The sequence below is a fragment of the Acidovorax sp. GW823-FHT01C06 genome (genome assembly GCF_058798375.1).
The window spans coordinates 249,650-271,976 of the sequence record NZ_JBXAKN010000008.1 but is presented as its reverse complement, the minus strand read 5'-3'; the positions used below and the strand labels follow the sequence as shown (position 1 = coordinate 271,976).

Here is a 22,327-nt window from a genome sequence, read left to right as displayed (position 1 = left end):
CCAGTGCTGATCCTGGGGCTCGCCATTCACCATGGCGGCCCCGTCGCCCTTTCGGAAACACCATGAACCGCCGCCTGCTCCCCCGCCTGCTGCTCACGCCAGCCATGGCCACGCTCTTCCTGTGGATGATCGTGCCGCTGGTGATGACGATCTACTTCTCGCTCATCCGCTACAACCTGATGCAGCCGGACCAGACCGGCTTTGCCGGGCTGGAGAATTTCGAGTACTTCGTCACCGACCCCTCGTTCGGCACGGCGGTGGTCAACACGCTGCTGCTGCTCGGCAGCGTGATCCTCATCACGGTGGTGTTCGGCATCGCCATCGCGCTGCTCATCAACGAGCCGTTCGCGGGCCGGGGCATCGTGCGGGTGCTGCTGATCTCGCCGTTCTTCGTCATGCCCACGGTGAACGCGCTGATGTGGAAGAACATGATGATGAACCCCATCTACGGCGTGCTCGCCCAGGTGTGGATGTTCTTCGGCGCGCAGCCGGTGGACTGGCTCACCGACCACCCGCTGTTCTCGGTGATCGTCATGGTCTCCTGGCAGTGGCTGCCCTTTGCCACGCTGATCTTCATGACCGCGCTGCAAAGCATGAACCATGAGCAGCTCGAGGCCTCGCGCATGGACGGCGCCAACTACCTGCAGCAGCTGCGCTACCTGTACGTGCCGCACCTGGCGCGCTCTGTGGCGGTGGTGGTGATGATCGAACTCATCTTCCTGCTCAGCATCTTTGCCGAGATCTACACCACCACGGGCGGCGGCCCGGGCGATGCGAGCACCAACGTCACCTTCCTGATCTTCAAGCAGGCGCTGCTCAACTTCGATGCGGGCGTGGCCTCGGCCGGCGCGCTGTTCGCGGTGGTGCTGGCCAACATCGCGGCCGTGTTCCTGATCCGCATGGTCGGCAAGAACCTCGACAAATAACCGAAGCACCACCATGACTGCTCGACGCCGTTCCAACTATCCGCTGGGCCTGCTGGCCCTGCGCACCGTGGCTGCCTGGGGCGTGGCCCTGCTGCTGTTCTTCCCGCTGGCCTGGCTGCTGCTGACCGCGTTCAAGACCGAGCTGCAGGCCATCGCCGTGCCGCCGCAGCTGTTCTTCATCCCCACGCTCGAAAATTTTCACGAGGTGCAGGAGCGCAGCGACTACCTGCTGTACGCCAGGAACTCCGTCATCACCAGCGTGCTGTCCACCCTGGTGGGGCTGATGCTGGCAGCGCCCGCGGCGTATGCCATGGCCTTCTTCAAGGGCAAGTACACCAAGGACATCCTGATGTGGATGCTCTCCACCAAGATGATGCCCGCCGTGGGCGCGCTGGTGCCCATCTACGTGCTGGCGCAAAAGAGCCACCTGCTGGACACGCAGCTGGCACTGATCATCGTGTTCGCGCTGTCCAACCTGCCCATCATGGTCTGGATGCTGTACTCGCACTTCAAGGACATCCCGCGCGAGATCCTGGAGGCCGCGCGCATGGACGGCGCCACCCTGTGGCAGGAGGTGCGCCTGGTGCTGCTGCCCCTGGGCATGGGCGGCCTGGCGTCCACCGGCCTCCTGTGCCTGGTGCTGTCGTGGAACGAGGCCTTCTGGAGCCTGAACCTGAGCGCCGCCAAGGCCGGCACGCTGGCCACGCTGATCGCCTCGTACTCCAGCCCCGAGGGCCTGTTCTGGGCCAAGCTGTCTGCCGCCTCGCTGATGGCCATCGCGCCCATCGTGGTCTTTGGCTGGTTCAGCCAGAAGCAGCTCGTTCAGGGCCTGACCTTCGGTGCGGTCAAGTAAGCGCCGCAGTTTTTCTCCCAGTTTTCAAGATTTCAGGAACCCGATTCCATGGCTTACCTTCAACTGCGCGGCATCGAGAAATTCTTCGGTGAGCACCGCGCCATCAAGGGCATCGACCTCACCATCCAGCAAGGCGAGTTCATCGTCTTCGTCGGCCCCTCGGGCTGTGGCAAGTCCACGCTGCTGCGCCTGATCGCGGGGCTGGAGAACATCGACGGTGGCTCGCTCATGCTCGATGGCCGCGACATCACCGACCAGCCTTCGAGCAAGCGCGACCTGGCCATGGTGTTCCAGAGCTATGCGCTGTACCCGCACATGAGCGTGTACGAGAACATGAGCTTCGCGCTCAAGCTGGCCAAGGTCGATCCGGCCATCGTGCGCGAGAAGGTCGAGCGCGCCGCTGCCATCCTGAACCTCACCACCTACCTGGAGCGCACGCCCAAGGAACTCTCGGGCGGCCAGCGCCAGCGCGTGGCCATCGGCCGTGCCATCGTGCGCGCGCCCAAGGTGTTTCTGTTCGACGAGCCGCTGTCCAACCTGGACGCGGCCCTGCGCGGCCAGACCCGCGTGGAGATCGCCAAGCTGCACCGCGACCTGGGCGCCACCACCATCTACGTCACGCACGACCAGGTGGAGGCCATGACCCTGGCCGACCGCGTGGTGGTGCTGCGCGACGGCGTCATCGAGCAGGTGGGCACGCCGCTCGAGCTGTACGACCAACCCGCCAACCAGTTCGTGGCCCAGTTCATCGGCACGCCGCAGATGAACGTGGTGCCCTTGCAGCAGCTGCCCGCACCGGTGCAGCAGCAGGCACCGGCGGGTGCGGCGGGCGGCGCCATCGGCCTGCGGCCGGAAAACATCGCCGTGCGCAACACCGGCGTGACGCCGGTGGGCGGCCAGGTAGACCTGGTCGAAGCGCTGGGTGCCGAGACGCTGATCTATGTGAGCACACCAGGGGGCGCACAGTTCGTGGCCCGCCAGAACGACCGCACCAGCCTGCGCGCCGGTGATGCGGTCAGCCTGGACATCGACGCATCGCAAGCCCATTGGTTCGACCCCGCAGGCCGCGTGGTGGCCCGCCAGACCGCATGACCACCATGACCCTCGGACAAGAACTGCAAGGCAAGGTGGCGGCCATCACCGGCGCTGCATCGGGCATTGGCTTCGCCAGTGCCCAAGCCATGGCCGACGCGGGTGCGCGCGTGGTGCTGATCGACCGCGACGAAGCCGCGCTGGCCAAGGCCTGCGCTGCGATCGGTGCCAGCGCATTGCCGTTGGTACTGGACTTGCTGGACGCCAAGCAGTGCGCCAGCCTGCTGGCGCGCACGCTGGCCCTCGCCGGCCAGCTCGACATCTTCCACGCCAATGCCGGGCTTTACGTCGGCGGCGATCTGGTGGACGCCGACCCCGACGCCATCGACCGCATGCTGAACCTCAACGTCAACGTGGTGATGAAGAACGTGCACAACGTGCTGCCCCACATGATCGAACGCGGCACGGGCGACATCATCGTCACCAGCTCGCTGGCCGCGCATTTCCCCACGCCATGGGAGCCGGTCTACGCATCGTCCAAGTGGGCGGTGAACTGCTTCGTGCAGACCGTGCGCCGCCAGGTGTTCAAGCACGGCATCCGCGTGGGCTCCATCTCGCCCGGGCCGGTCATCACCTCGCTGCTCGCCGACTGGCCGGCCGAGAAGCTGGAAGAGGCCAAGGCGAGCGGCAGTCTCATCGAAGCGGCCGAAGTGGCCAGCGTGGTGCTGTTCATGCTCACGCGCCCCCGTGGCATGACCATCCGCGACGTGGTGATGATGCCCACGAACTTCGATCTTTAAACACCTGCATTCACGCACCATGAATTTCATCCTGCACCTGGGCCTGGGCTCGTTCCACCGCGCCCACCAGGCCGTTTACGTCCACGCATTGCGCCAGCAGGGAGACACCGGCTGGGCCATTGCGGGCGGCAACCTGCGCGCCGACATGGCCGACACCATCGCCGCGCTGCAGGCCCAGGGCGGCCGCTACACGCTGGAGACCGTCACGCCCCAGGGCGAGCGCAGCTACACCGTCATTGAATCGATCCAGCGCGTGATCCCCTACCGGGACGACCTGGCCCCGCTGATCGCCGCAGGTGCCGACCCCGCCACGCGCATCATCTCGTTCACGGTGACCGAGGCGGGTTACTACCTCGATGCGCAAGACCAGCTCGACTGGCCCAGCTTTGCCGACCTGCGCGCCGACCTCGCCACCGTCAAGGCGGGCCAGGCGGGCCACACCCTCTATGGCGGCCTGGTGAGCATCCTGCGCGCGCGCAGGGCCGCCGGTGCCGGCCCCGTGACACTGATGAACTGCGACAACCTGCGCCACAACGGCGACCGCTCGCGCGGGGGCCTGCTGCAGTTCATCGACGCGCTGGGCGATGCCGCGCTCAAGGCCTGGGTGCAGGAGCACACGAGCAGCCCCAACGCCATGGTCGACCGCATCACGCCACGCCCCACGCCGGACGTGGCCGAGCGCGTGAAGGCCGCCACCGGCTGGGACGACCAGGCCGCGTTGATGGGCGAGAGCTTCATCCAGTGGGTGATCGAAGACGACTTCATCGCAGGCCGCCCCGCGTGGGAAAGGGTCGGAGTCGAGATGGTCGATTCGGTGCAGGCGTACGAAGAAGCCAAGATTAGACTGCTCAACGCTACCCACAGCTGCATTGCCTGGGCGGGCACGCTGGCGGGCTACCAGTACATCCACGAAGGCACGCACGATGCCACCATCCGCCAGATGGCCTACGACTACGTGACCGACGACGCGATCCCGGTGCTGCTGCCGTGCCCCATCGACCTGGAGGCCTACCGCGACGTGGTGCTGGACCGGTTTGGCAACCCTGCGATTGCGGACACCAACCAGCGCGTGGCCATGGATGCGTTTTCCAAGATCCCCGGCATGATCGCGCCCACCATCCGGGACCAGCTGGCCCGCGATGGCTCGTTCGACAGCGTGGCCGTGCTGCCCGCGCTGTTCCTGGCCTACCTGCAGCGCTGGCATGCCGGGCAGATCCCCTACACCTACCAGGACCAGGCCATGGACCCGGCCGTGGCGCATGCGATCTGCGATGCGCCGGACCTGGTCGCCGCCTATGCCGCGGATACCACCCTGTGGGGCGAAATGGCCTCAAACCCGCGGCTGGTTGCCACGCTGCGCAACGCCTTTGCCCGCGTGCAGGCCTTCGTGGCCGGGCGTGCGGAACGCCAGGGGTTGGTGTAAGTTGAGCGGCCCGACCACAGGAATGACGCCATGACCGTGAAGACGACGCCTGTCTCTCCGCGCCAGACCAAGCCCGAGCTGGAGCACGACTACGTGCGCTTTCCCGAGCTCGGGTACGAGTCGCCCGAGGCCGCAGGTTTCATCCGGTGCCTGTCGCATGGGTTTCCCACGCCGCTGGCGCGCTGGCACTACCACGACGAGTATGAGCTGCACCTCATCACCGCCACCTCGGGCAAGGTGTTCGTGGGCGACTGGATCGGGCAGTTCCAGCCCGGCCATCTGGTGTTGACCGGGCCGCGCCTGCCGCACAACTGGATCAGCATGGACCTGCCCGAAGGCGGCGTGCCGCTGCGCGACCTGGTGATCCAGTTCTCGCACGCGCCGCTGGTCGCCAGCAGCGAGAGCATCCCCGAGCTGCGCGAGGTGTTGCCCCTGCTGGAGCGCGCACGCCATGGCATCGAGTTCTTTGGCATGGAGGCCCAGGCGCAGGAACACTGGCACCGCATCAAGGCGCGCCAGGGCCTGGCCCGGTTTGGCGCGTTCTGTGAATTCCTGAGCGACCTGGCCCGCTGCACCGACTTTCGACTGCTGTCGAGCACCCAGCTGCAAAGCGAGGACAACGACACCCAGCTCGACCAGATCAACGCCATCGTGAGTCGCATCACCGGCCACCTGGCCGACCCGTTGTCGGCTGCCGACCTGGCACAGGAGCTGGGCATGACGGAAAGCCGCTTCTCCCGCTTCTTTCGCCGTGCCACGGGCAACACCTTCACCGACTTCGTGAACCTGGTGCGCGTGAACCGCGCGTGCCAGCTGCTGATGGAGACCGAGCGCTACATCACCCACATCGCCTACGACGTGGGCTTCAACAACATGGCCAACTTCAACCGCCGCTTTCTGGACATCAAGGGCATGACGCCCAGCGAATACCGCAAGCAGGGAGCCGGAAGATTCGGAAAGGCCCCTTGAAGTGGCGGGGCGCCTTCGCTGCGGGGCGGCCCTTGCCGGGCATCTGTGGCCTGGGTCGCGCCGGTTGCGTGCGGCGGGGGCCTGGCTTCCACTTTGAACCACTGAAATCTGCCAACCACCCATGTACCTCGGAATTGATTTGGGCACCTCGGGTGTCAAGCTCCTGCTGCTCGACGAAACGCAGGCCGTGATCGCCACGGCCGACGCCGCCGTGCCCCAGCACCGCCCGCGGCCCACCTGGAGCGAGCAGCACCCGGCCGACTGGCTGGCCGCCGTGGAAGCCGCCGTGCCGCAGCTGCGCGCCCAAGCCCCCGCAGCATGGGCGCGGGTGCGCGGCATCGGGCTGTCTGGCCACATGCATGGCGCCGTGGTGCTGGGCGCGCAGGGCCAGGTGCTGCGCCCCGCCATTCTCTGGAACGATGGCCGCGCGAGCGCCGAATGCGCCGCGCTCGAGCAGGCCGTGCCCGCCGCGCGCCAGGTCACCGGCAACCTCGCCATGCCCGGCTTCACCGCACCCAAGCTGTTGTGGCTGCGCACGCACGAGCCGGCCGTGTTCGGCCAGATCCGCACGGTGCTGCTGCCCAAGGACTGGCTGCGCCTGCAGCTCACGGGCGATGCGGTGAGCGACATGTCCGACGCATCGGGCACGCTGTGGCTCGATGTGCAGGCCCGCGCCTGGAGCCCCGCGATGCTGCGGGCCTGCGGGCTCGATGCCTCGCACATGCCCGCGCTGGCCGAGGGCAGTGCACCCACGGGCACGCTGCGCAGCGATGTGGCCCGCCGCTGGGGCCTGAGCGGGGGCGTGGTGGTGGCCGCAGGCGCGGGCGACAACGCCGCCAGCGCCGTGGGCGTGGGCGCCCGCACCGCCGGGCAGGGCTTTGTGTCATTGGGCACCTCGGGCGTGGTCTTCCGGGTGACGGACGCCTTTGCGCCCGCCACCGAACGCGCCGTGCACGCTTTTGCCCATGCGCTGCCGCAGCGCTGGCACCACATGTCGGTCATGCTCAGTGCGGCAAGTGCGTTTGGCTGGGCCGCGCGGCTCACGGGGCAGGGCGATGAAGCCCGGCTGTCTGATGCCGTGGGTGCCCTCAGCCCCCACCGCCAGGCCCAGGCGCCGCTGTTCCTGCCCTACCTGAGTGGCGAGCGCACGCCGCACAACAACGCGGCTGCGACCGGCGTCTTCATGGGCTTGCGCGCCGAGCACGAAGCGGCGGACCTGGCCCATGCGGTGATGGAAGGCGTGGGCTTTGGCCTGCTCGACGGGCTCAACGCCATGCGGGCGGTCGGGGCAGGGCAGGGCCGTGCGCTCGGGGCGATCGGTGAGGGTGAGGACGCCCTGGCACTGGTCGGTGGCGGCGCCCGCAGCAACCCCTGGGCGCAATTGCTGGCCAGCGCGCTGGGCACGCCGCTGCAGCGTCCGCAGGGTGCACATGCTGCTGCCGCCCTGGGCGCGGCGCGGCTGGCGGCCATGGCCTGCGGTGGCGACGAGGCCCACTGGTGCCAGCCCTTGCCCGCCGACGCCACTTTCGACCCCCAGCCCGCACAACAAGCCCTGCTGGCCGAGCGCTACGCCCGCTTTGTCGCGCTATACCCGGCGCTGCAGTCGCAGTTCTGACGCTGCTCTCCGCACCCTCTTCACATCCACCATGACTTCGGTACACCACACTTCCCAGGCCACGGCCCCCGTCCAGGCCGCCATCGCGGGCGAGGCCCTCATCGACCTCATCCGCCGCCCCGATGGCAGCTACCTGCCGTGCCTGGGTGGCGCGCTGTACAACCTGTGCCGCGCGCTGGCCCGGCAGGACGTGGGCACGCAGTACCTCAACCCCTTGTCGCGCGACCGCTTTGGCCGCGAGCTGGCCGCGCAGCTGGTCGCCGACGGTGTGCTGCTGGCCCAGCCCGGGCCGGTGCAGCAAGTCACATCATTGGCCGTGGTCAATCTCAATGAACACGGCCACCCCGACTACGCCTTCTACCGTGAGGGCGTGGCCGACCGCGCCGTGTCGGCGCACGGCCTCAGCGAGGCCTGCGCCGCCTTGCCCGCGTTGCAGCTGGTCTGCACCGGCGCCCTCGCGCTCGATGCCCGCGACACCGCCATCTACCAGCCCTGGCTCGCTGCCCAGCGCGCCGAAGGCCGCTGCGTGGTGGTCGATGCCAACCTGCGCCCCTCGGTCATGCCCGACCTGGACGCCTACCGCACCACGGTGCACGCGGCGTTGGCACACGCCCACATCATCAAGGCCAGCGACGAAGACCTGGACCACCTAGCCGTGCCCGGCACTGGCGCCCTGGCCCGCGCCCGCCACCTGCTGGCCGCCAACCCCCAGGCCCATCTGCTGGCGCTGACGCTGGGCGCAGAGGGGGCCTGGCTGCTGCACCAGAGCGGCATGCAGTGTTTTGCCAAAGAAGCGCAGCCCCTGCGGGTCATCGACACCGTGGGGGCGGGCGACAGCTTCCTGGCGGGGCTGCTGGCGCACCTGCTGCGGCAGGCGCCGGCAGCGGGCGCTGCCAGCTTCGTGCAGTTCGTTGAAGCGCTGTCCGTTGAGGCCGGCCAGCAGGCTCTTCGCCATGCACTGGCCAGTGCGAGCCTGTGCGTGATGGAGCAGGGGTGTGTGCCGCCCGGGTGGGAGGCCGCGAGCGGGTGGGCGCGGGCGCACCCTTGCGTCGCCGGGTAGCGGCCGGCGTCGCCACGGTCTTGCGCCCGTGCCCGCCTGCGCGCAGGCGGGCTGGCGGGCTGGCGGTACGATGGCACCGGCCTGTCCGGGCAGGACAGCCCATCGCAACCTCCATCTTTGCCCGCGCAGACCTTGAATCCACCATGAAGCCCGTCCCTGCCGCTGTTCCCGTCACGGCCCATGCAGCGGCCGACGCCTGCAACGTGGTCCGCCAGTCCATCACCCACTGCTGCGCCCTCGACCACCACCACGATGCCGCCATCCTCGGCACATGGCTGGCCAACAAGACGCCCGAGAATCTGGCCGCCTGGATGGCGGCACCGGGCGCGATGGCGTGGGGTGTGTATCGGGGGGACACGATGGTGGGGTTTGCGCTGTGGGCACGCTCCACGCTGGCGCTTTGTTATGTGGTGCCAGAAGCATTGCACCAAGGTGTGGGCCGTGCCCTGCTGCTCGGCGCGGAGGCCCATGCGCGGCAGTTGGGCCTGGCGGCTGTGGGACTGGAGAGCACGCGCACGGCGGAAGATTTTTACCGCCGCCACGGGTATGAACCATCGGGCGCGCTGCAGGTGTGGGCGGGGCTGCAGGCGCAACCCATGCGCAAGGTGCTGTGAGGCGGTTTTTTGCGCGGCGCGGTTGACGGTTGTGGCCCTGGTGGCGGCTGCGGGTTTTAGCGAACAATCGGGCGCTGGCGCCCGAGTTATCTGCGCTGAAAGCTATTGTCTTTATAGCAAATTGGCTGCGCCGTACCTCCGCACGCGCCACCCGTGGCCGGGATGCCCGGGAGGGGGCTTCGGGGCGTGGGCCCTGTTCAGAGTTCCTGGGCGTAGACGATGAAGCCGTGGTGCTTGGCCATCTTGTCGTACAGCTGGCGCCCGGCCGCATTGGTTTCGTGGGTCTGCCAATACACCCGCGACGACTTCGCGGCACGCGCCGCGCCATACACGGCGTCGATGAGCGCGCGCCCCACGCCCCGGCCGCGCGCGGCTTCGCGGGTGAACAGGTCGCTGAGGTAGCACACGGGCTCGATGCGCGTCATGCTGCGGTGAAAGAGGTAGTGCGTCAGCCCCAGCATCTCGCCGCTGGCCGCATCGTGCGCCACCAGGCAGAAGACGGGTTCCGCCGGGTCGTGAAAACGCTGCCAGGTGGCCTGGGTGATGTGCTCGGGCAGCGCGGTGGCCCCAAAGCGGCCATAGAACGCGTTGTAGCCATCCCAGAGCGGGCGCCAGGCGGCGTAGTCTTCGGGCTGAACGGGGCGCACGGTAACGGCGGTGGTCATGGGCCGGCCTCCTGGGATTTACTGGAGCACCCGCCCCGGGTTCATGATGCCCTGCGGGTCGAGCGCCTGCTTGATGGCGCGCATCATCGACAACGCCACGGGCGACTGGTACTTCTCCAGCTTGTCGGCCTTGAGCTCCCCAATGCCATGCTCGGCCGAGAACGAGCCGCCGAACTCGGCCACGGCTTCGTACACCAGGTGGTGCACATGCTGCTCGTGCTCGCGCAGGAAGGCCTTGGCATCCCCCTCGGCCGGTGCCTGGACGTTGTAGTGCAGGTTGCCGTCGCCCAGGTGGCCAAAGTTGACCAGGCGCACGCCCGGGATCTCGCGCTGCAGCACCGCGTCGGTGTGCGCGACGAAGGCGGGGATGCGCGAGATCTGGATGGAGATGTCGTGCTTGATGTTCAGGCCCTCCTCGGCCTGCGCGAGCGGAATGTTCTCGCGGATGTGCCAGAGCTGGCTGGCCTGGGTGAGGTTCTCGGCCACGACGGCGTCGGTCACGCAGCCCATCTCGAACGCGGTCTCCAGCAGCGCTTCAAACCGCGCGCGGGCATGTTCTTCGGATTCGCTGTCGGAGTTTTCGAGCAGCACGCACCAGGGAGCGTTTTCGTCGCCGAGGAAGGGCACGCGCAGCTGCGGCATGTGTTTGCCCACCAGGCTCAGCGCGAACTGGCCCATCACTTCAAAGCCCGTGAGGCCAGCGCCCAGCTGCTTGTGCGCCAGGCCCAGCAGGGCCACGGCGTGTTCCATCGACGGCACGGCGGCCCAGGCCGTGAGGCGGGCGGCGGGCTCGGGGTAGAGCTTGAGCGTGGCGGCGGTGATGATGCCCAGCGTGCCTTCGCTGCCGATGAACAGGTCGCGCAGGTCGTAGCCCGTGTTGTCCTTGCGCAGGCCCTTGAGGCCGTCCCACACCTCGCCCTGGGCGGTGACCACCTCGAGGCCCAGGCACAGGTCGCGCGCATTGCCGTAGCGCACCACCTGCGTTCCGCCCGCATTGGTGCCCAGGTTGCCGCCGATGGTGCAGCTGCCCTCGGCCGCCAGCGAGAGGGGGAACAGCACACCCGCATTGCGCGCCACGTCCTGCAGGTTCTGCAGGATGCAGCCGGCCTCCACCGTCATGGTGAGGTTGTCGGTGTCGATGCTGCGCACCGCGTTCATGCGCGTGAGGCTCAGCACGATCTGCGTGCCGGAATCATCGGGTGTCGAGCCCACGGCCAGGCCGGTGTTGCCGCCCTGCGGCACGATGGTGGTTCCCGCCGCCGCGCAGGCCGCGACCACGGTGGCCACCTCCTGCGTGGTGGCGGGGCGCACCACGGCCAGGGCCTTGCCGCGCACGCGGCGGCGCCAGTCCTGTTCCCAGGCGGTGAGGTCGCCCTCGGTGATCACGTGGGCAGGGCCGACGAGGGTGCGCAAGGTGTCGAGCAAGGTGGTCATGGACAAGCGTCTTCTTCAGTTCGAGGGAGGGGGATGGCGCGCGGCGGCTGGCATCAAGAGGCCGGCGTGGCCGCGGCGGCTGCCGCCGCCTTCGCGTTGCGCTGGCGCAGCCGCACGTGCAGTGTGCAGGCCACGAACAGGGCCAGGCACAGCGCGACCTCGGCCCAGGCCAGCCATTGCGACGGCGGCCTGTCGCTCCAGCCGCGCACCACGCCTTCGGTGAAGTACAGCCAGATCACCAGGCTGACCCAGCGGTAGGTGTACATGCGGTTCTTGAGGATGCCCGCCAGCGGGATGCACAACGGCAGCGCCTTGAGCGCGAGCCAGGTCCCGCCGGGCCGCAGGGGCGCCAGCACCAGTTCCCAGGCCAGGCACAGGACGATGAGCGCCAGCAGGCTGCCGGTGGCCAGCCAGCGTGTGGCACGGACGCCGCTGTCGGCGGGGCTGGAAGGGAGGGCGGGGGCTCTGGGGGATGCGGTCATTGGGGTGGCATCATATCGGCCATGCCTTTTTCCTTACAGACAGTAGCGTCGCGCTTCGAGGCGCTGATCACGGAACTGTCGCACTTTCCCTGGAAAACCACCGCGCAGACCCTGCGTGAACGCTTTCGCGAGGACCATCTGGGGCTCACCGCCAGCAGCCTGACCTTCACCACCATCCTCGCGCTGGTGCCGTTCTTTGCCGTCGCCCTGGCCGTGTTCACGGCATTCCCCATCTTTGGAAAGCTGCAGGACGTGTTGCAGCGCTGGCTGGTGGACAGCCTGGTACCCGACAGCATCTCCCGCCAGGTGCTGGGCTACCTCACCCAGTTCGCGGCCAAGGCCAGCGGCCTGGGCGTGGCGGGTTTCAGCATCCTGCTGGCCACGGCGCTGGCGCTGATCCTCACGATCGACCGCACGCTCAACGACATCTGGCGCGTGCAGCGCCTGCGGCCGCTGGGGCAGCGGGTGCTGATCTACTGGGCGGCCATAACGCTGGGCCCGCTGCTCATGGGGGCGAGCCTGGCGCTCACCTCGTATGTCATGTCGGCGTCCGGCGGGCTGGTCAAGCGCCTGCCCGACGGCGTGCAGCTGCTGTTCGATTCGATCCAGTTCCTCGTGCTGGCGGCGGGCATGGCGTCGCTGTACCACTATGTGCCCAACACCCCGGTGAAGTGGCGCCACGCGTGGACCGGCGGGCTCTTCGTGGCCGTGTGCATGGAGCTGGCCAAGAAGGTGCTGGCGCTGTACCTGGGCAACGTGCCCACCTATTCGGTGGTGTACGGCGCGTTCGCCACGCTGCCCATCCTGCTCATCTGGATCTACGTGGCCTGGGTCATCGTGCTGCTGGGGGCGGTGGTCACGGCCTACCTGCCCAGCCTTCTCGCGGGGGTGGCGCGGCGTGGAACCGTGGCGGGCTGGACGTTCCAGCTGGCCGTGGAGGTGCTGCAGGAGCTGCACCGGGCCCGCTCCCACGCCATGAAGGGGCTGCGGCCGAGCCAGCTGGCGCAGCGGCTGCGCGTGGACATGCTGCAGCTGGAGCCGGTGCTGGAGGCGCTGACGGCCCTGGACTGGGTGGGGCAGGTGAGCGATGCGGCGATGAGCGTGTCGGACGTGCCCGAGTCCCGGTACGTGCTGCTGATCGACCCGCAGAGCACGCCGCTGGAGCCCCTGGTGCACAAGCTCCTGCTGGAACGCTCCACGAGCCTGGAGCCCCTGTGGGCGCGCGCGGGGCTGGGCGGCCTGCATGTGCGCGACGTGCTGCAGGCAGAGTAGGCCGTGGCTGGCCAGGCGGTCCGCTCCATTGGTTTGCTATTATTTTTATAGCTATCCGCGCATTGCAGTGAAGCGCCGTGGCCTGTTGGGGCCAGAAATCACAGCGATACCTTCCCCGTCCAGATGTCCTTGTACATCACCCAGTCGCCCATGAAGCTGTACAGGGGCCGCTTGAAGCTGGCCGGCTTGTTCTTCTCGAAGCCGAAGTGCCCCACCCACGCGAAACCGTAGCCGCAGAGCAGGCCGTACAGCAGGTACTGCGGCTTGCCCGTGGCGATGAGCATCGCCAGGCACACCAGCGTCAATGTCGAGCCGGCGAAGTGCAGTCTGCGGCAGGTGCGGTTGCTGTGCTCGCTCAGATAGAAGGGGTAAAACTCCGCGAAGCTCTTGAAGGCGCGCGGATCGGTCGTGGGGGCGGCGCTGAGGTCCATCGTTGTCTCCTGGTTGTTTTCAAGCGCTTTATACGCCCAAGCCCGTCTCCATGGCGTGCCGGGTTTGACAGGCGCCGCCGCGTGGTATTTAATTAATCGACTAATCGATCTATTAATAACCGTGCGAGGTGTGCGATGCGGACCGTGAACCCCGAGCGCCACCAGGCGCGGCGACAGCAGATCCTGGAGGCCGCGGTGGCCTGCTTCATGCGCAAGGGGTTCCATGCCACGCGCACGGCGGAGATCTGCGCCGAGGCGGGCATGAGCCCCGGCAATCTGTTCCATTACTTCCCGACCAAGGAGGCCATCGTTGCCGCCATCGTCGAAGAAGACCAGCGCGAGACCGCCGGGCGCTATGCCGCGGCGGCCCGCGCCCGGAACCTCTACCAGGCGCTCCAGGACATCGTGGAGGAGAGCATCGCCCAGCTGGCCGACCCCGTGTACCTGCGCATCGGCGTGGAGGTGCTGGCCGAAGCGGTGCGCAACCCGCTGGTGTTTGCGAGCGTGGCCAGCAGCGAGGCGGGCCGCAAGGCGGCCCTGGTGCATCTGCTCGGCGCGGCCGTGGAGCGCGGGCAGGCCCGCCTCGCCCTGCCGCCGGCGCAGGCGGCGGACTGGATCCTGCTGCTGCTGGACGGCGCCTTTGGCCGGGCCATGGTGGAAGAGCGCTTCGACGCCGCTGCCTGCCGCACGCTGGTGCTGGGCGCGCTCGCGGCGGTGGTGGTGCCGGCCGCATGACGCGCGTGGCTTGCCCCGCCATGGACACCAACCCCTCGCTCCCGGACGGCAACCCGGCCCAGCCCGCCGGGGCGGCGGACCGCGAACATGCCATTGACGCGCTGCGGGGATTTGCCCTGCTGGGCATCGCCATGGTCAACGCGGGCAGCTTTGCGTCCACCTACTTCGGGGTGGGCGTGTCCGACCCGGCCTTCTCGCGGCCCGTGGACCATGCCGTGCGCTGGTTCGTGGCGCTGGTCTTCGAGACCAAGTTCTATCTGCTTTTCTCGCTGCTGTTCGGCTACAGCTTTGCGCTGCAGATGGACTCGGCCCAGCGCTCGGGCGGCGCGTTCGTGCCGCGTTTCCTGCGGCGCCTTCTGGGGCTGGGGCTGCTGGGGCTGGCACATGCCTGGCTGCTGTTCGCGGGGGACATCCTGGTGACCTATGCGCTCCTGGGCCTCGTGCTGCTGGCGCTGGGCCGGCTGCGCCCCGTGGCCGCCGTGGCGCTGGCCCTGGGGTTGCTGGGCATCACGGCCTGGGGCTGGGGGGCGATCGCCTGGCTGGTGGCGCTGGCCCCGCCGCTGGACCTGCCCGTGGCCGAACTGCACGCCAAGGCGCAGCAGGCCGCGCAGGCCTACCGCGCCAGCGTGCAAGAGGCGATCGCGCAGCGGGGCCGCGACATGGCCGATGGCGTGTGGTTCGTGCTGGTGTTCGTGCAGGGGCCCTGCGCGCTGGCCATGTTTTTGCTGGGGCTGGCGGCTCGGCGCTCGGGCTACCTGGCCAGGGTGGCGCGGCAGCCGGCCCGGCTGCGCCGATGGATGGCGTGCTGCCTGCCCGTGGGCGCGGCGGGGGCCTGGTTCTACGCGTCCGTGCAGCCCGGGGCCAGCAGCGTCACCCACCCCGAGCATCTGGGGCTGGCCGCGTTGGCGGTCGATCTGGCCACGGCGCCATTCCTTACCTTCGGGTACGTCGCGGCGCTGCTCTGGCTGCTGCAAAGCGGCCCCGCCGGCCGCCGGCTGGGCGCGGTGCTGGAACCGGCAGGGCGCATGGCGCTGTCGAACTACCTGCTGCAGTCGCTGGTGGGGGCGCTGGTGTTCACGGCCTACGGCTGGGCGCTGGTGGGCCAGGTGGCGCCGCTCCTGGTGGGGCTGGGCGTGCTCGTACTGTACGGTGCCCAGCTGGCACTGAGCTGGCACTGGATGGCCGCCCACGCCTATGGCCCGGTGGAGTGGCTGCTGCGCGCCGTCACGCTCTGGCAGCGGCCGGCATGGCGGCGCCGCGCGCGCTGACGGCGAGAGCGCGCACGGTGGACGCGGGGACGCGGGCCGGCCGCGCCCTGCCGTGCTGGTTCAGCGGGCCAGGAAGTCCCGCAGCGCGAACAGCGTTTCTTCCGGCGCTTCGGTCATCTGGTTGTGGCCCACCGGCAGGGGCGCGACCTGCACTGTCCTGCCCGCTGTGCGCGCGGCGTTGACCAGGCCCTGTGCGGCCTTGGGCGCGGTCATCTGGTCCTGCGCACCCAGTGCAAACAGCACGGGGCAGGTGAGCTGGGCCATGGCCGCTTCGCCGCCGCCATAGCTGTCGCAGGCGACGAAACCCCGGTGAAACACGTTGACGGCGGGGTTGCTGCGCAGCACCTTGCGCCCGAGCGCCATGCCGGCGCCAAACACCCAGGTGCCGGGGCCCAGGGCCGAAGGGGGCGCCGCCAGCGTGCTGCGAGAAAACACGTTGACCATGCGCATGGCCTTCTCGGGATCGCTTTGCGAGGCCTCGATGAGCGCGGGCGACACCTTCATGGGAAACGCCGTGCCCACCAGCACCAGATGGCTGATGCGGTCCTTGAGCCGCGCGGCCGCCTCCATGGCGATGAGCGAACCCCAGCTGTGCCCCACCAGCGCCGCCCTCTGCACGCCGGCCGCGTCCAGCAGCGCGCCAATGAAGTCGGCGCCCTGCTCCACCGAGGCGGGCGCGTCGCCGCCGCTTCTGCAGTGGCCGGGCAGGTCGATGGCCAGCACGTTCCAGCCGTGGTTGGCCATGTAGCGGCTTTGCAGGGCCCAGACACTGTGGTCGTTCAGCACGCCATGGATGAAGACCACGGTGGGCTTGGATGCATCGAAGGCCTTGCCCCCGGTGTAGCAGTAGACGGGGCTCTCGTTGACTTGAAGTTGCATGGCGTGTTCCTGTGTTCGCTCTCTTGTGTGGATTGTCTCGGTGGAAAAGGGGCATGGGGCTGGCGCCTAGCCAGGTGCCTGTCCGGTCGGGGCCATCGCGCGGTGCGTGTCCAGCGCCTCCAGCCAGCGCAGCGCGGCATCGCGAATGCGGTCGCTCGGGTCGTGTGCCGCCGTGGCTTGCGCCAGGGAGCGCAGGTGGGCCGCATCCTGCTTCCAGTAGCCCAGGCCCAGCACGGCCAGGAAGCGCACGGTTTCCTCGGCATCGCCCGTGGCGGCGCGCGCCAGCGCGGGCACGATGCGCGGAGCCCGTTCGCTGCCCAGGGCGCGGTCTCCCAGTGCCATGGCAGCGTGCTGGCGCACGAGCGGCGTGGGCGAGCCCAGGCCGCGCAGGGCTTCGTCCACGTCCGCCGGGCCCAGCGTGCAGGTGCCGCGCCCCGGAGCCAGCTTGCCCTGCAGGGCAAGCCGGAGGGCAGGGTGCTGCAGGACGGCGTGTTCCAGGGGGGCATAGTCCAGCGGGCGGGGCTGAAGGCACCGGTCCCGAAAGGGCCCCAGCGGCGCGGCCAGGCCGCTGGCGACCAGGTCGTCCGCCAGCGTGCCCACCTGCGACAGCAGCCACCGCCCATCCCCCAGCTGCCCCAGCGCGCAGGCGCACCCGAGCCGGCCCGCGCGGCCAAGGTGGGCCCGGCTGCCGCGTGGGACCGGCCGCAGCAGGTGGTGGCGCAGGGCGTCCAGCACCTCGGGGCTGGCGGATCCGATGTCGCCCAGGAGCCTGGCCGCGATGGACTGCGTGTCCGCGCGCTCCAGCAGCGCCAGCAAGGCGGGCGCCGCGACGGGGCCGAGCCGCCGCAGCGCGTGTTCGGTGTCCTGCGTGGCATGGTCCACGGCTTGTTGGCGGCCCAGGCCCAGCTCGGGCGCGGCTTCATTGCGCAGGCATGCCAGGTGATAGCGCAGTTGCTGGTCCGGGGGCAGCGCTTCCACGCGCAGCGCCTCCGCGATGGCGGCCGCATGGCCGGGAAGCAGGGCGGCGAAGGCATCGTCTCCCAGGCAGCGCCGGGCCCACTGCACGCCCTCGTCGCTGTCCTCATGCAGCAGCACGGCGAAGTCCGGCGTGAGCCGGTCCGACCAGGGCAAGGCCCGCAGCGCGGTGCGCAGGCGCTGGCATGCGCGCACCAGGGCCTCCAGGCATTGCTGCTCGGTGGCCCGCCAGTGCGCCACGTCGCCGCGGCAGGCATGTGCCTGCAGCTCCTGCTGCATCCGGGCCAGGGCTGGGCTGTCGGCCGGCAGGTCAGGCCACCCCCAGTCCGCCGGATTCCAGCGCAGGCTGTACAGCGTGCCGCCCCCGCCGTCATCGTCGCCGCCCTTGGCCTGGGCGTAGGCCTGTTCGCTGTTCAGCGCGATCGCGGGCAGGAAGAGGGGGCCATCAAGCTCGCGGCCCATGCCGGCCAGGGCGACCGCATAGAAGCGGTGCTCCGGGTGCCCGGCAAGGACGGCGCTGGCCACCGCGAGCGCGGCGTCAAGGAAGGCCTGCTCGAAGGCGTCCCAGGAAAACGCGGGCTGTGGGGCTGCGGCTTGCATCGGTGTGGCTGGCGTGGTCGGGCCCAGGCCTTCAGGCGGCCTTCTCTGCGGCCTTGAGGGCGCGCTTCAAATCGTCGATCAGGTCGTCGGCATCCTCCAGCCCGATGGACAGGCGGATCGTGCCCTGCGTGATGCCGGCACCCGCCAGGGCCTCGTCGCTCATCCGGAAATGCGTGGTGCTGGCCGGATGGATCACCAGGCTGCGGCAGTCGCCCACGTTGGCCAGGTGGCTGAAGACCTTGAGGGTTTCGATGAACTTCTTGCCCTGTTCGCGGTTGCCCTTGAGGTCGAAGCTGAACACCGAGCCCGCGCCGCGCGGCAGCAGCTTTTGCGCCAGCGCGTGGCTGGGGTGGGATGCGAGCATGGGGTGGCCCACGCGTGACACGAAGGGCTGAGCGGCCAGAAATTCGACCACCTTTTCGGTGTTGCGCATGTGCTGCTGCATGCGCAGCGGCAGGGTCTCGATGCCCTGCAGGATGAGCCAGGCCGTGTGCGGGCTCATGCAGGCGCCGAAGTCGCGCAGGCCCTCGCGGCGCGCGCGCAGCAGGAAGGCGCCCACGGTGCTCTCTTCGGCGAACACCATGTTGTGAAAGCCGTCGTAGGGCTGGGTCAGCTCGGCGAACTTGCCGACGGATCTGGGGCCGTCCCAGTCGAAGCTGCCGCCATCGACCACGACGCCGCCCACCACGGTGCCGTGGCCCGAGAGGAACTTGGTGGCCGAGTGGTAGACCAGATCGGCGCCATGCTCGAACGGCCTGATGAGCCAGGGCGAGGTCAGGGTGGAGTCCACCAGCAGAGGCACACCGGCCTCGTGCGCAATCGCGCTCACGGTGGGGATGTCCAGCACGTCCAGGCCCGGGTTGCCCACCGTCTCGCCAAAGAACAGCTTGGTGTTGGGCCGCACGGCGGCGCGCCAGGCGTCGATGTCGCCGGGCTTGACGAAGGTGGTCTCGATGCCGAAGCGCGAGAGCGTGTAGTGCAGCAGGTTCTGCGAGCCGCCATACAGCGCGGTGCTGGCCACGATGTGGCTGCCGGCACCCATCAGCGTGGCCACGGCCAGGTGCAGCGCGGCCTGGCCGCTGGCGGTGGCAATGGCGCCGACGCCGCCTTCCAGCGCCGCCACGCGCTGCTCCAGCACGGCGTTGGTGGGGTTGCTGATGCGGCTGTACACGTGGCCGCCACGCTCCAGGTTGAACAGCGACGCGGCATGGTCGCTCGACTCGAAGACGAAAGAGGTGGTCAGGTGGATGGGCACCGCGCGCGCGCCAGTGGCGGGGTCGGGGCTTGCACCCGCGTGCAGGGCCAGCGTGTCAAAGCCGGGGTCGGAGTAGCCGGGCATCTGTGTGTCTCCCATGTTGTCAATTCAGCCGGGCATTGTGGGCTATATTTGGTGCAAGACAGCCTCTAGCGCCTGCCGCGCTCTTCCCGCCCTCTTGGAGACCCAGAAACCATGAAAGTCAGCGACATCCTCCGCGTCAAAGGGAACACCCTCTACACCGTCACGCCGGACGAGCCGCTGGCGGGCGCCGTGGATGTGATGGCCGACAGGGACATCGGCTCGCTGGTGGTGATGGAGCTGGGCGATCTGGTGGGCATGCTCACGTTTCGCGAAGTGATCCAGGCCGTGGTGAGGAATGGCGGCAGCGTGGGCACCCTGCAGGTTCGCTCGGCCATGGACGATGCACCCCTGACCTGCACGCTCGAAACCGACATGGACGAGGTGCGCCGCATGATGCTGGACCGCCATGCGCGCTACATGCCGGTGATGGACCGCAAGATGCTCATGGGCGTGATCAGCTTCTACGACGTGGCCAAGGCCGTGGTGGACAGCCAGAACTTCGAGAACAAGATGCTCAAGGCCTACATCCGCGACTGGCCGGAAGACGACGCCCGCGGCGGCTGACCACGGCCGCGCCCTGGCGGCGCTCAGCGCGGGCGCGCTGCCTGCGCGCAGAGCCAGGCCTCCAGTTCGTCCGGTGGCAGCGGCTTGCCAAACAGATAGCCCTGCATGACGGGACAACCATGCGCCTGCAGCCACTGCTGCTGGCCCGTGGTTTCCACCCCTTCGGCCACCACCACCATGCCCAGGCTGTGGGCGATGCTGAGCACCGATACCGTGAGGGCCCGCGCGGTGGGGCTGGTGGTGAGGTCCTGCACGAAGGCCATGTCGAGCTTGAGCTCTGAAATGGGAAGGCGGTGCAGGTAGCTCAGGCTGGAATAGCCGGTGCCGAAATCGTCCAGCGACAGCCGGAATCCCTTGCCGTGCAGCGCCTCGATGTTGGCCAGCGTGACGGGCCGCGCGTCCATCATGACGCTCTCGGTGATTTCCAGAAGCACGTCGTCCGCGCGCAGCCCGTGGCGCCGCAGCGCATCGCACACCTGCTGCGCAAGGTCTGCCTGGTGGAAGCTGCGCCCTGACAGGTTGACCGCCACGCAGGGCACGTGGTGGCCCGCCGCGCGCCATGCCGATAGCTGCGCACAGGCCTCGTCCAGCAGCCACAGGGTCAGCTCGTGAATCAGGCCGGACTCTTCGGCCACGGGGATGAACCGGCTGGGCGGCACCATGCCCCATTCGGGGTGCTGCCACCGCGCGAGGGCTTCCACGCCGTGCAGTGTGCCGGGCGCTTCGCCGAGCACCTGGGGCTGGTAGTGCAGCGTCAGGCGGCGTTCGGCCAGGGCCTGGCGCAATGCGCGCTCCAGCGCTGCACGTTCCTGCGCGCGCCGGTTCATCTCCGCGCTGAACAATTGCAGGCTGTGCCGGTGATCGCTCTTGGCCTGTGCCATCGCCTGGTCGGCATGGCGCAGCAGCGTCTCGATGGCGTCGCCGTCGTCGGGAAACATCGCGATGCCGATGCTGGCGTGGCAGACATGGGCCTGTCCATGGATGTCCATGGGCCGGGACATTTCCTCCAGCATGCGGTGCGCCGCCTGCACCGCTTCCTCGGTGGCGCACTCGGACAGCAGCAGCACGAATTCGTCGCCCGCCAGCCGGCCGATCAGGTCCCGCGCTCGCAGGCACTGCGTCAGCCGCCTGGCCACTTCGCACAACAGCGCGTCGCCCGCGGCATGCCCCTGCGTGTCGTTCACCTGCTTGAAGCGGTCCAGATCGATGAACAGCAGCGCGCCGGGGCGGCCGTCCTGCCGCAGGCCGGCCAGCGTGCGCCCGGCGCTGCTGAGGAACATCGCGCGGTTGGGCAGGCCCGTGAGCCCGTCAAAAAAGGCGAGGCGGTGAATGCGCTGCTGCGTGGCATTGCGCTCGATGGCCAGCGCGCACAGGTGCAGGCATACACCCACCAGCCGGTAGTGCAGCGCATCCGGGCCGCGCGGCTCGCGAAAGTAGAAGGCAAAGGTGCCCACCACCTTGCCCGTGTGGTCGCAGATCGGGCTGGACCAGCAGGCGCGCACGCCGCTGGGTGCGAACAGCGCGCGGTAGTCGTCCCACAAGGGGTCGGTGGCGATGTCGTTGACCGCCACGGGGATGCCCCTGAAGGCCGCGGTGCCGCACGACCCCGCACGGGGGCCGATGGGCAGGCCGTCGAGCGCCTGGCAGATGGCGGGAGGAAGCCCCGGTGCCGCCAGGGGGCGCAGCAGGCCTTGCTCATCCACGGCCAGGATGGAGGCGGTGACTTCGGGGGCGATGCGCTCCACTTCGTGGCAGACGAGGGCCATCAGATCGGCCAGGGGCAGTTCATTGACCATGCCCTCGAGCACCCGCTTTTGCAGCACCTCGTGCATCTTGGTGAGCGTGATGTCCGTCAGCACGGTGATGCTGCCGCCCGGCCCGCCCGAGGCCTCGTCCGATGCATTGATCATCATCGACACCCAGCGCGGCGCGCCGGCCCGGCTGTACAGCAGGGTCTCGGTGTGGAAACTGCCCTCGGTGTGCATGCCGCTGCGGATGTCGGCGAGCAGCCCCGGGTCGGAGTGCGGGCCCAGCAGCACATCGCTCAGGTGCCGCCCGAGCACCTCCTGGGGCCTGAACCCGAACAAGCGGGTGAAGCCCTCGTTGATGTACACGACGAGCCTGGCGCTGTTGCTCATCACGATGGCGTTGTCGCTGGCATCCAGGGCCCTGCGCAGCGGGGCGTCTGCCAGGAGGCCTGCCGGTGGGCGGTCCAAAGGGGAGGGGGAGCCTGGAAGGTGCGGAGCTGAAACGGGCATGGTTGTCCCAAAGATCGTCCACCCATGCTAGCAAGCGCGTCCCGCGATGCCAAGCAGGTTGGTGGCGCGTGGTATCCGCACCGCACGGAGGGCCCGCCTTCGGGCTCCTGGCGCACGGCACGGGCCATCACCC

The 22,327-nt window shown here is 68.9% G+C and carries 21 protein-coding genes; 13 read left to right on the top strand and 8 right to left on the bottom strand.

Annotated elements, in window-relative coordinates:
- Positions 1 to 62: 62 nt before the first annotated feature.
- The 9 genes from AC1RCS_RS17740 (at position 63) to AC1RCS_RS17700 (ending at position 9,292) form a co-directional block, all read left to right on the top strand.
- Positions 63 to 926, top strand: a complete 864-nt coding sequence (locus AC1RCS_RS17740; protein ID WP_369642826.1) for a carbohydrate ABC transporter permease — start codon at positions 63 to 65, stop codon at positions 924 to 926.
- A 13-nt stretch (positions 927 to 939) separates the two neighbouring features.
- A complete protein-coding gene (locus tag AC1RCS_RS17735) occupies positions 940 to 1,779 on the top strand; it encodes a carbohydrate ABC transporter permease (protein WP_218341559.1) in 840 nt (279 codons plus the stop codon).
- Between the two features lie 48 nt (positions 1,780 to 1,827).
- Positions 1,828 to 2,871, top strand: coding sequence for an ABC transporter ATP-binding protein (locus tag AC1RCS_RS17730; protein ID WP_492245412.1), 1,044 nt, complete (start codon positions 1,828 to 1,830; stop codon positions 2,869 to 2,871).
- A gap of 5 nt (positions 2,872 to 2,876) precedes the next feature.
- Positions 2,877 to 3,611, top strand: coding sequence for an SDR family oxidoreductase (locus tag AC1RCS_RS17725; RefSeq protein ID WP_218341561.1), 735 nt, complete (start codon positions 2,877 to 2,879; stop codon positions 3,609 to 3,611).
- 19 nt (positions 3,612 to 3,630) lie between these two features.
- A complete protein-coding gene (dalD, locus tag AC1RCS_RS17720; protein WP_492245413.1) occupies positions 3,631 to 5,034 on the top strand; it encodes a D-arabinitol 4-dehydrogenase in 1,404 nt (467 codons plus the stop codon).
- Positions 5,035 to 5,064: 30 nt separating this feature from the next.
- Complete coding sequence (locus AC1RCS_RS17715) at positions 5,065 to 6,003, top strand: AraC family transcriptional regulator (RefSeq protein WP_492245414.1); 939 nt, start codon at positions 5,065 to 5,067, stop codon at positions 6,001 to 6,003.
- 121 nt (positions 6,004 to 6,124) lie between these two features.
- Positions 6,125 to 7,618, top strand: a complete 1,494-nt coding sequence (gene xylB, locus AC1RCS_RS17710; RefSeq protein WP_492245415.1) for a xylulokinase — start codon at positions 6,125 to 6,127, stop codon at positions 7,616 to 7,618.
- A gap of 31 nt (positions 7,619 to 7,649) precedes the next feature.
- Entirely contained in the window at positions 7,650 to 8,678 is a 1,029-nt protein-coding gene (locus AC1RCS_RS17705; protein ID WP_492245416.1) for a PfkB family carbohydrate kinase, read from the top strand.
- Positions 8,679 to 8,821: 143 nt separating this feature from the next.
- Positions 8,822 to 9,292 carry a GNAT family N-acetyltransferase gene (locus tag AC1RCS_RS17700; protein WP_492245417.1) on the top strand — a complete coding sequence of 157 codons (471 nt, stop codon included), beginning with the start codon at positions 8,822 to 8,824 and terminating at the stop codon, positions 9,290 to 9,292.
- Positions 9,293 to 9,489: 197 nt separating this feature from the next.
- Here AC1RCS_RS17700 and AC1RCS_RS17695 read toward each other — a convergent pair whose 3' ends face one another.
- The 3 genes from AC1RCS_RS17695 to AC1RCS_RS17685 are packed head-to-tail and all read right to left on the bottom strand — an operon-like array spanning position 9,490 to position 11,873.
- Positions 9,490 to 9,957, bottom strand: a complete 468-nt coding sequence (locus AC1RCS_RS17695; RefSeq protein ID WP_218297730.1) for a GNAT family N-acetyltransferase — start codon at positions 9,955 to 9,957, stop codon at positions 9,490 to 9,492.
- 18 nt (positions 9,958 to 9,975) lie between these two features.
- Positions 9,976 to 11,391 carry an FAD-binding oxidoreductase gene (locus AC1RCS_RS17690; protein ID WP_218341566.1) on the bottom strand — a complete coding sequence of 472 codons (1,416 nt, stop codon included), beginning with the start codon at positions 11,389 to 11,391 and terminating at the stop codon, positions 9,976 to 9,978.
- Between the two features lie 53 nt (positions 11,392 to 11,444).
- The gene (locus AC1RCS_RS17685) at positions 11,445 to 11,873 is read right to left on the bottom strand and encodes a DUF2069 domain-containing protein (protein ID WP_218297728.1); all 429 of its coding nucleotides are present in this window, start codon (positions 11,871 to 11,873) and stop codon (positions 11,445 to 11,447) included.
- A 21-nt stretch (positions 11,874 to 11,894) separates the two neighbouring features.
- On the opposite strand from AC1RCS_RS17685, the gene AC1RCS_RS17680 reads away from it, so the two are divergent.
- Positions 11,895 to 13,145, top strand: coding sequence for a YihY family inner membrane protein (locus AC1RCS_RS17680; protein WP_492245418.1), 1,251 nt, complete (start codon positions 11,895 to 11,897; stop codon positions 13,143 to 13,145).
- 98 nt (positions 13,146 to 13,243) lie between these two features.
- On the opposite strand, the gene AC1RCS_RS17675 is transcribed toward AC1RCS_RS17680, so the two are convergent.
- Positions 13,244 to 13,576 carry an Mpo1-like protein gene (locus tag AC1RCS_RS17675; RefSeq protein WP_218297726.1) on the bottom strand — a complete coding sequence of 111 codons (333 nt, stop codon included), beginning with the start codon at positions 13,574 to 13,576 and terminating at the stop codon, positions 13,244 to 13,246.
- Positions 13,577 to 13,711: 135 nt separating this feature from the next.
- On the opposite strand from AC1RCS_RS17675, the gene AC1RCS_RS17670 reads away from it, so the two are divergent.
- Both AC1RCS_RS17670 and AC1RCS_RS17665 read left to right on the top strand, forming a co-directional pair.
- Positions 13,712 to 14,311 carry a TetR/AcrR family transcriptional regulator gene (locus tag AC1RCS_RS17670; RefSeq protein WP_492245419.1) on the top strand — a complete coding sequence of 200 codons (600 nt, stop codon included), beginning with the start codon at positions 13,712 to 13,714 and terminating at the stop codon, positions 14,309 to 14,311.
- 20 nt (positions 14,312 to 14,331) lie between these two features.
- The gene (locus AC1RCS_RS17665) at positions 14,332 to 15,579 is read left to right on the top strand and encodes a DUF418 domain-containing protein (protein ID WP_492245420.1); all 1,248 of its coding nucleotides are present in this window, start codon (positions 14,332 to 14,334) and stop codon (positions 15,577 to 15,579) included.
- A gap of 60 nt (positions 15,580 to 15,639) precedes the next feature.
- Here the strand turns inward: AC1RCS_RS17665 and AC1RCS_RS17660 are convergent, their stop codons facing one another.
- From AC1RCS_RS17660 to AC1RCS_RS17650, 3 genes are all read right to left on the bottom strand, one after another.
- Positions 15,640 to 16,458, bottom strand: a complete 819-nt coding sequence (locus tag AC1RCS_RS17660) for an alpha/beta fold hydrolase (RefSeq protein ID WP_369642806.1) — start codon at positions 16,456 to 16,458, stop codon at positions 15,640 to 15,642.
- 66 nt (positions 16,459 to 16,524) lie between these two features.
- The gene (locus AC1RCS_RS17655; RefSeq protein ID WP_492245421.1) at positions 16,525 to 18,033 is read right to left on the bottom strand and encodes a DUF4303 domain-containing protein; all 1,509 of its coding nucleotides are present in this window, start codon (positions 18,031 to 18,033) and stop codon (positions 16,525 to 16,527) included.
- Positions 18,034 to 18,064: 31 nt separating this feature from the next.
- Positions 18,065 to 19,372, bottom strand: a complete 1,308-nt coding sequence (locus AC1RCS_RS17650) for an O-acetylhomoserine aminocarboxypropyltransferase (RefSeq protein ID WP_218341641.1) — start codon at positions 19,370 to 19,372, stop codon at positions 18,065 to 18,067.
- Between the two features lie 111 nt (positions 19,373 to 19,483).
- Between AC1RCS_RS17650 and AC1RCS_RS17645 the strand changes: the two genes are divergently transcribed.
- Positions 19,484 to 19,936 (top strand): CBS domain-containing protein, encoded by a 453-nt coding sequence (locus tag AC1RCS_RS17645; RefSeq protein WP_218297720.1) that lies wholly within the window; start codon positions 19,484 to 19,486, stop codon positions 19,934 to 19,936.
- Positions 19,937 to 19,959: 23 nt separating this feature from the next.
- Here AC1RCS_RS17645 and AC1RCS_RS17640 read toward each other — a convergent pair whose 3' ends face one another.
- A complete protein-coding gene (locus AC1RCS_RS17640; RefSeq protein ID WP_492245422.1) occupies positions 19,960 to 22,194 on the bottom strand; it encodes a sensor domain-containing protein in 2,235 nt (744 codons plus the stop codon).
- Positions 22,195 to 22,327 lie beyond the last annotated feature (133 nt).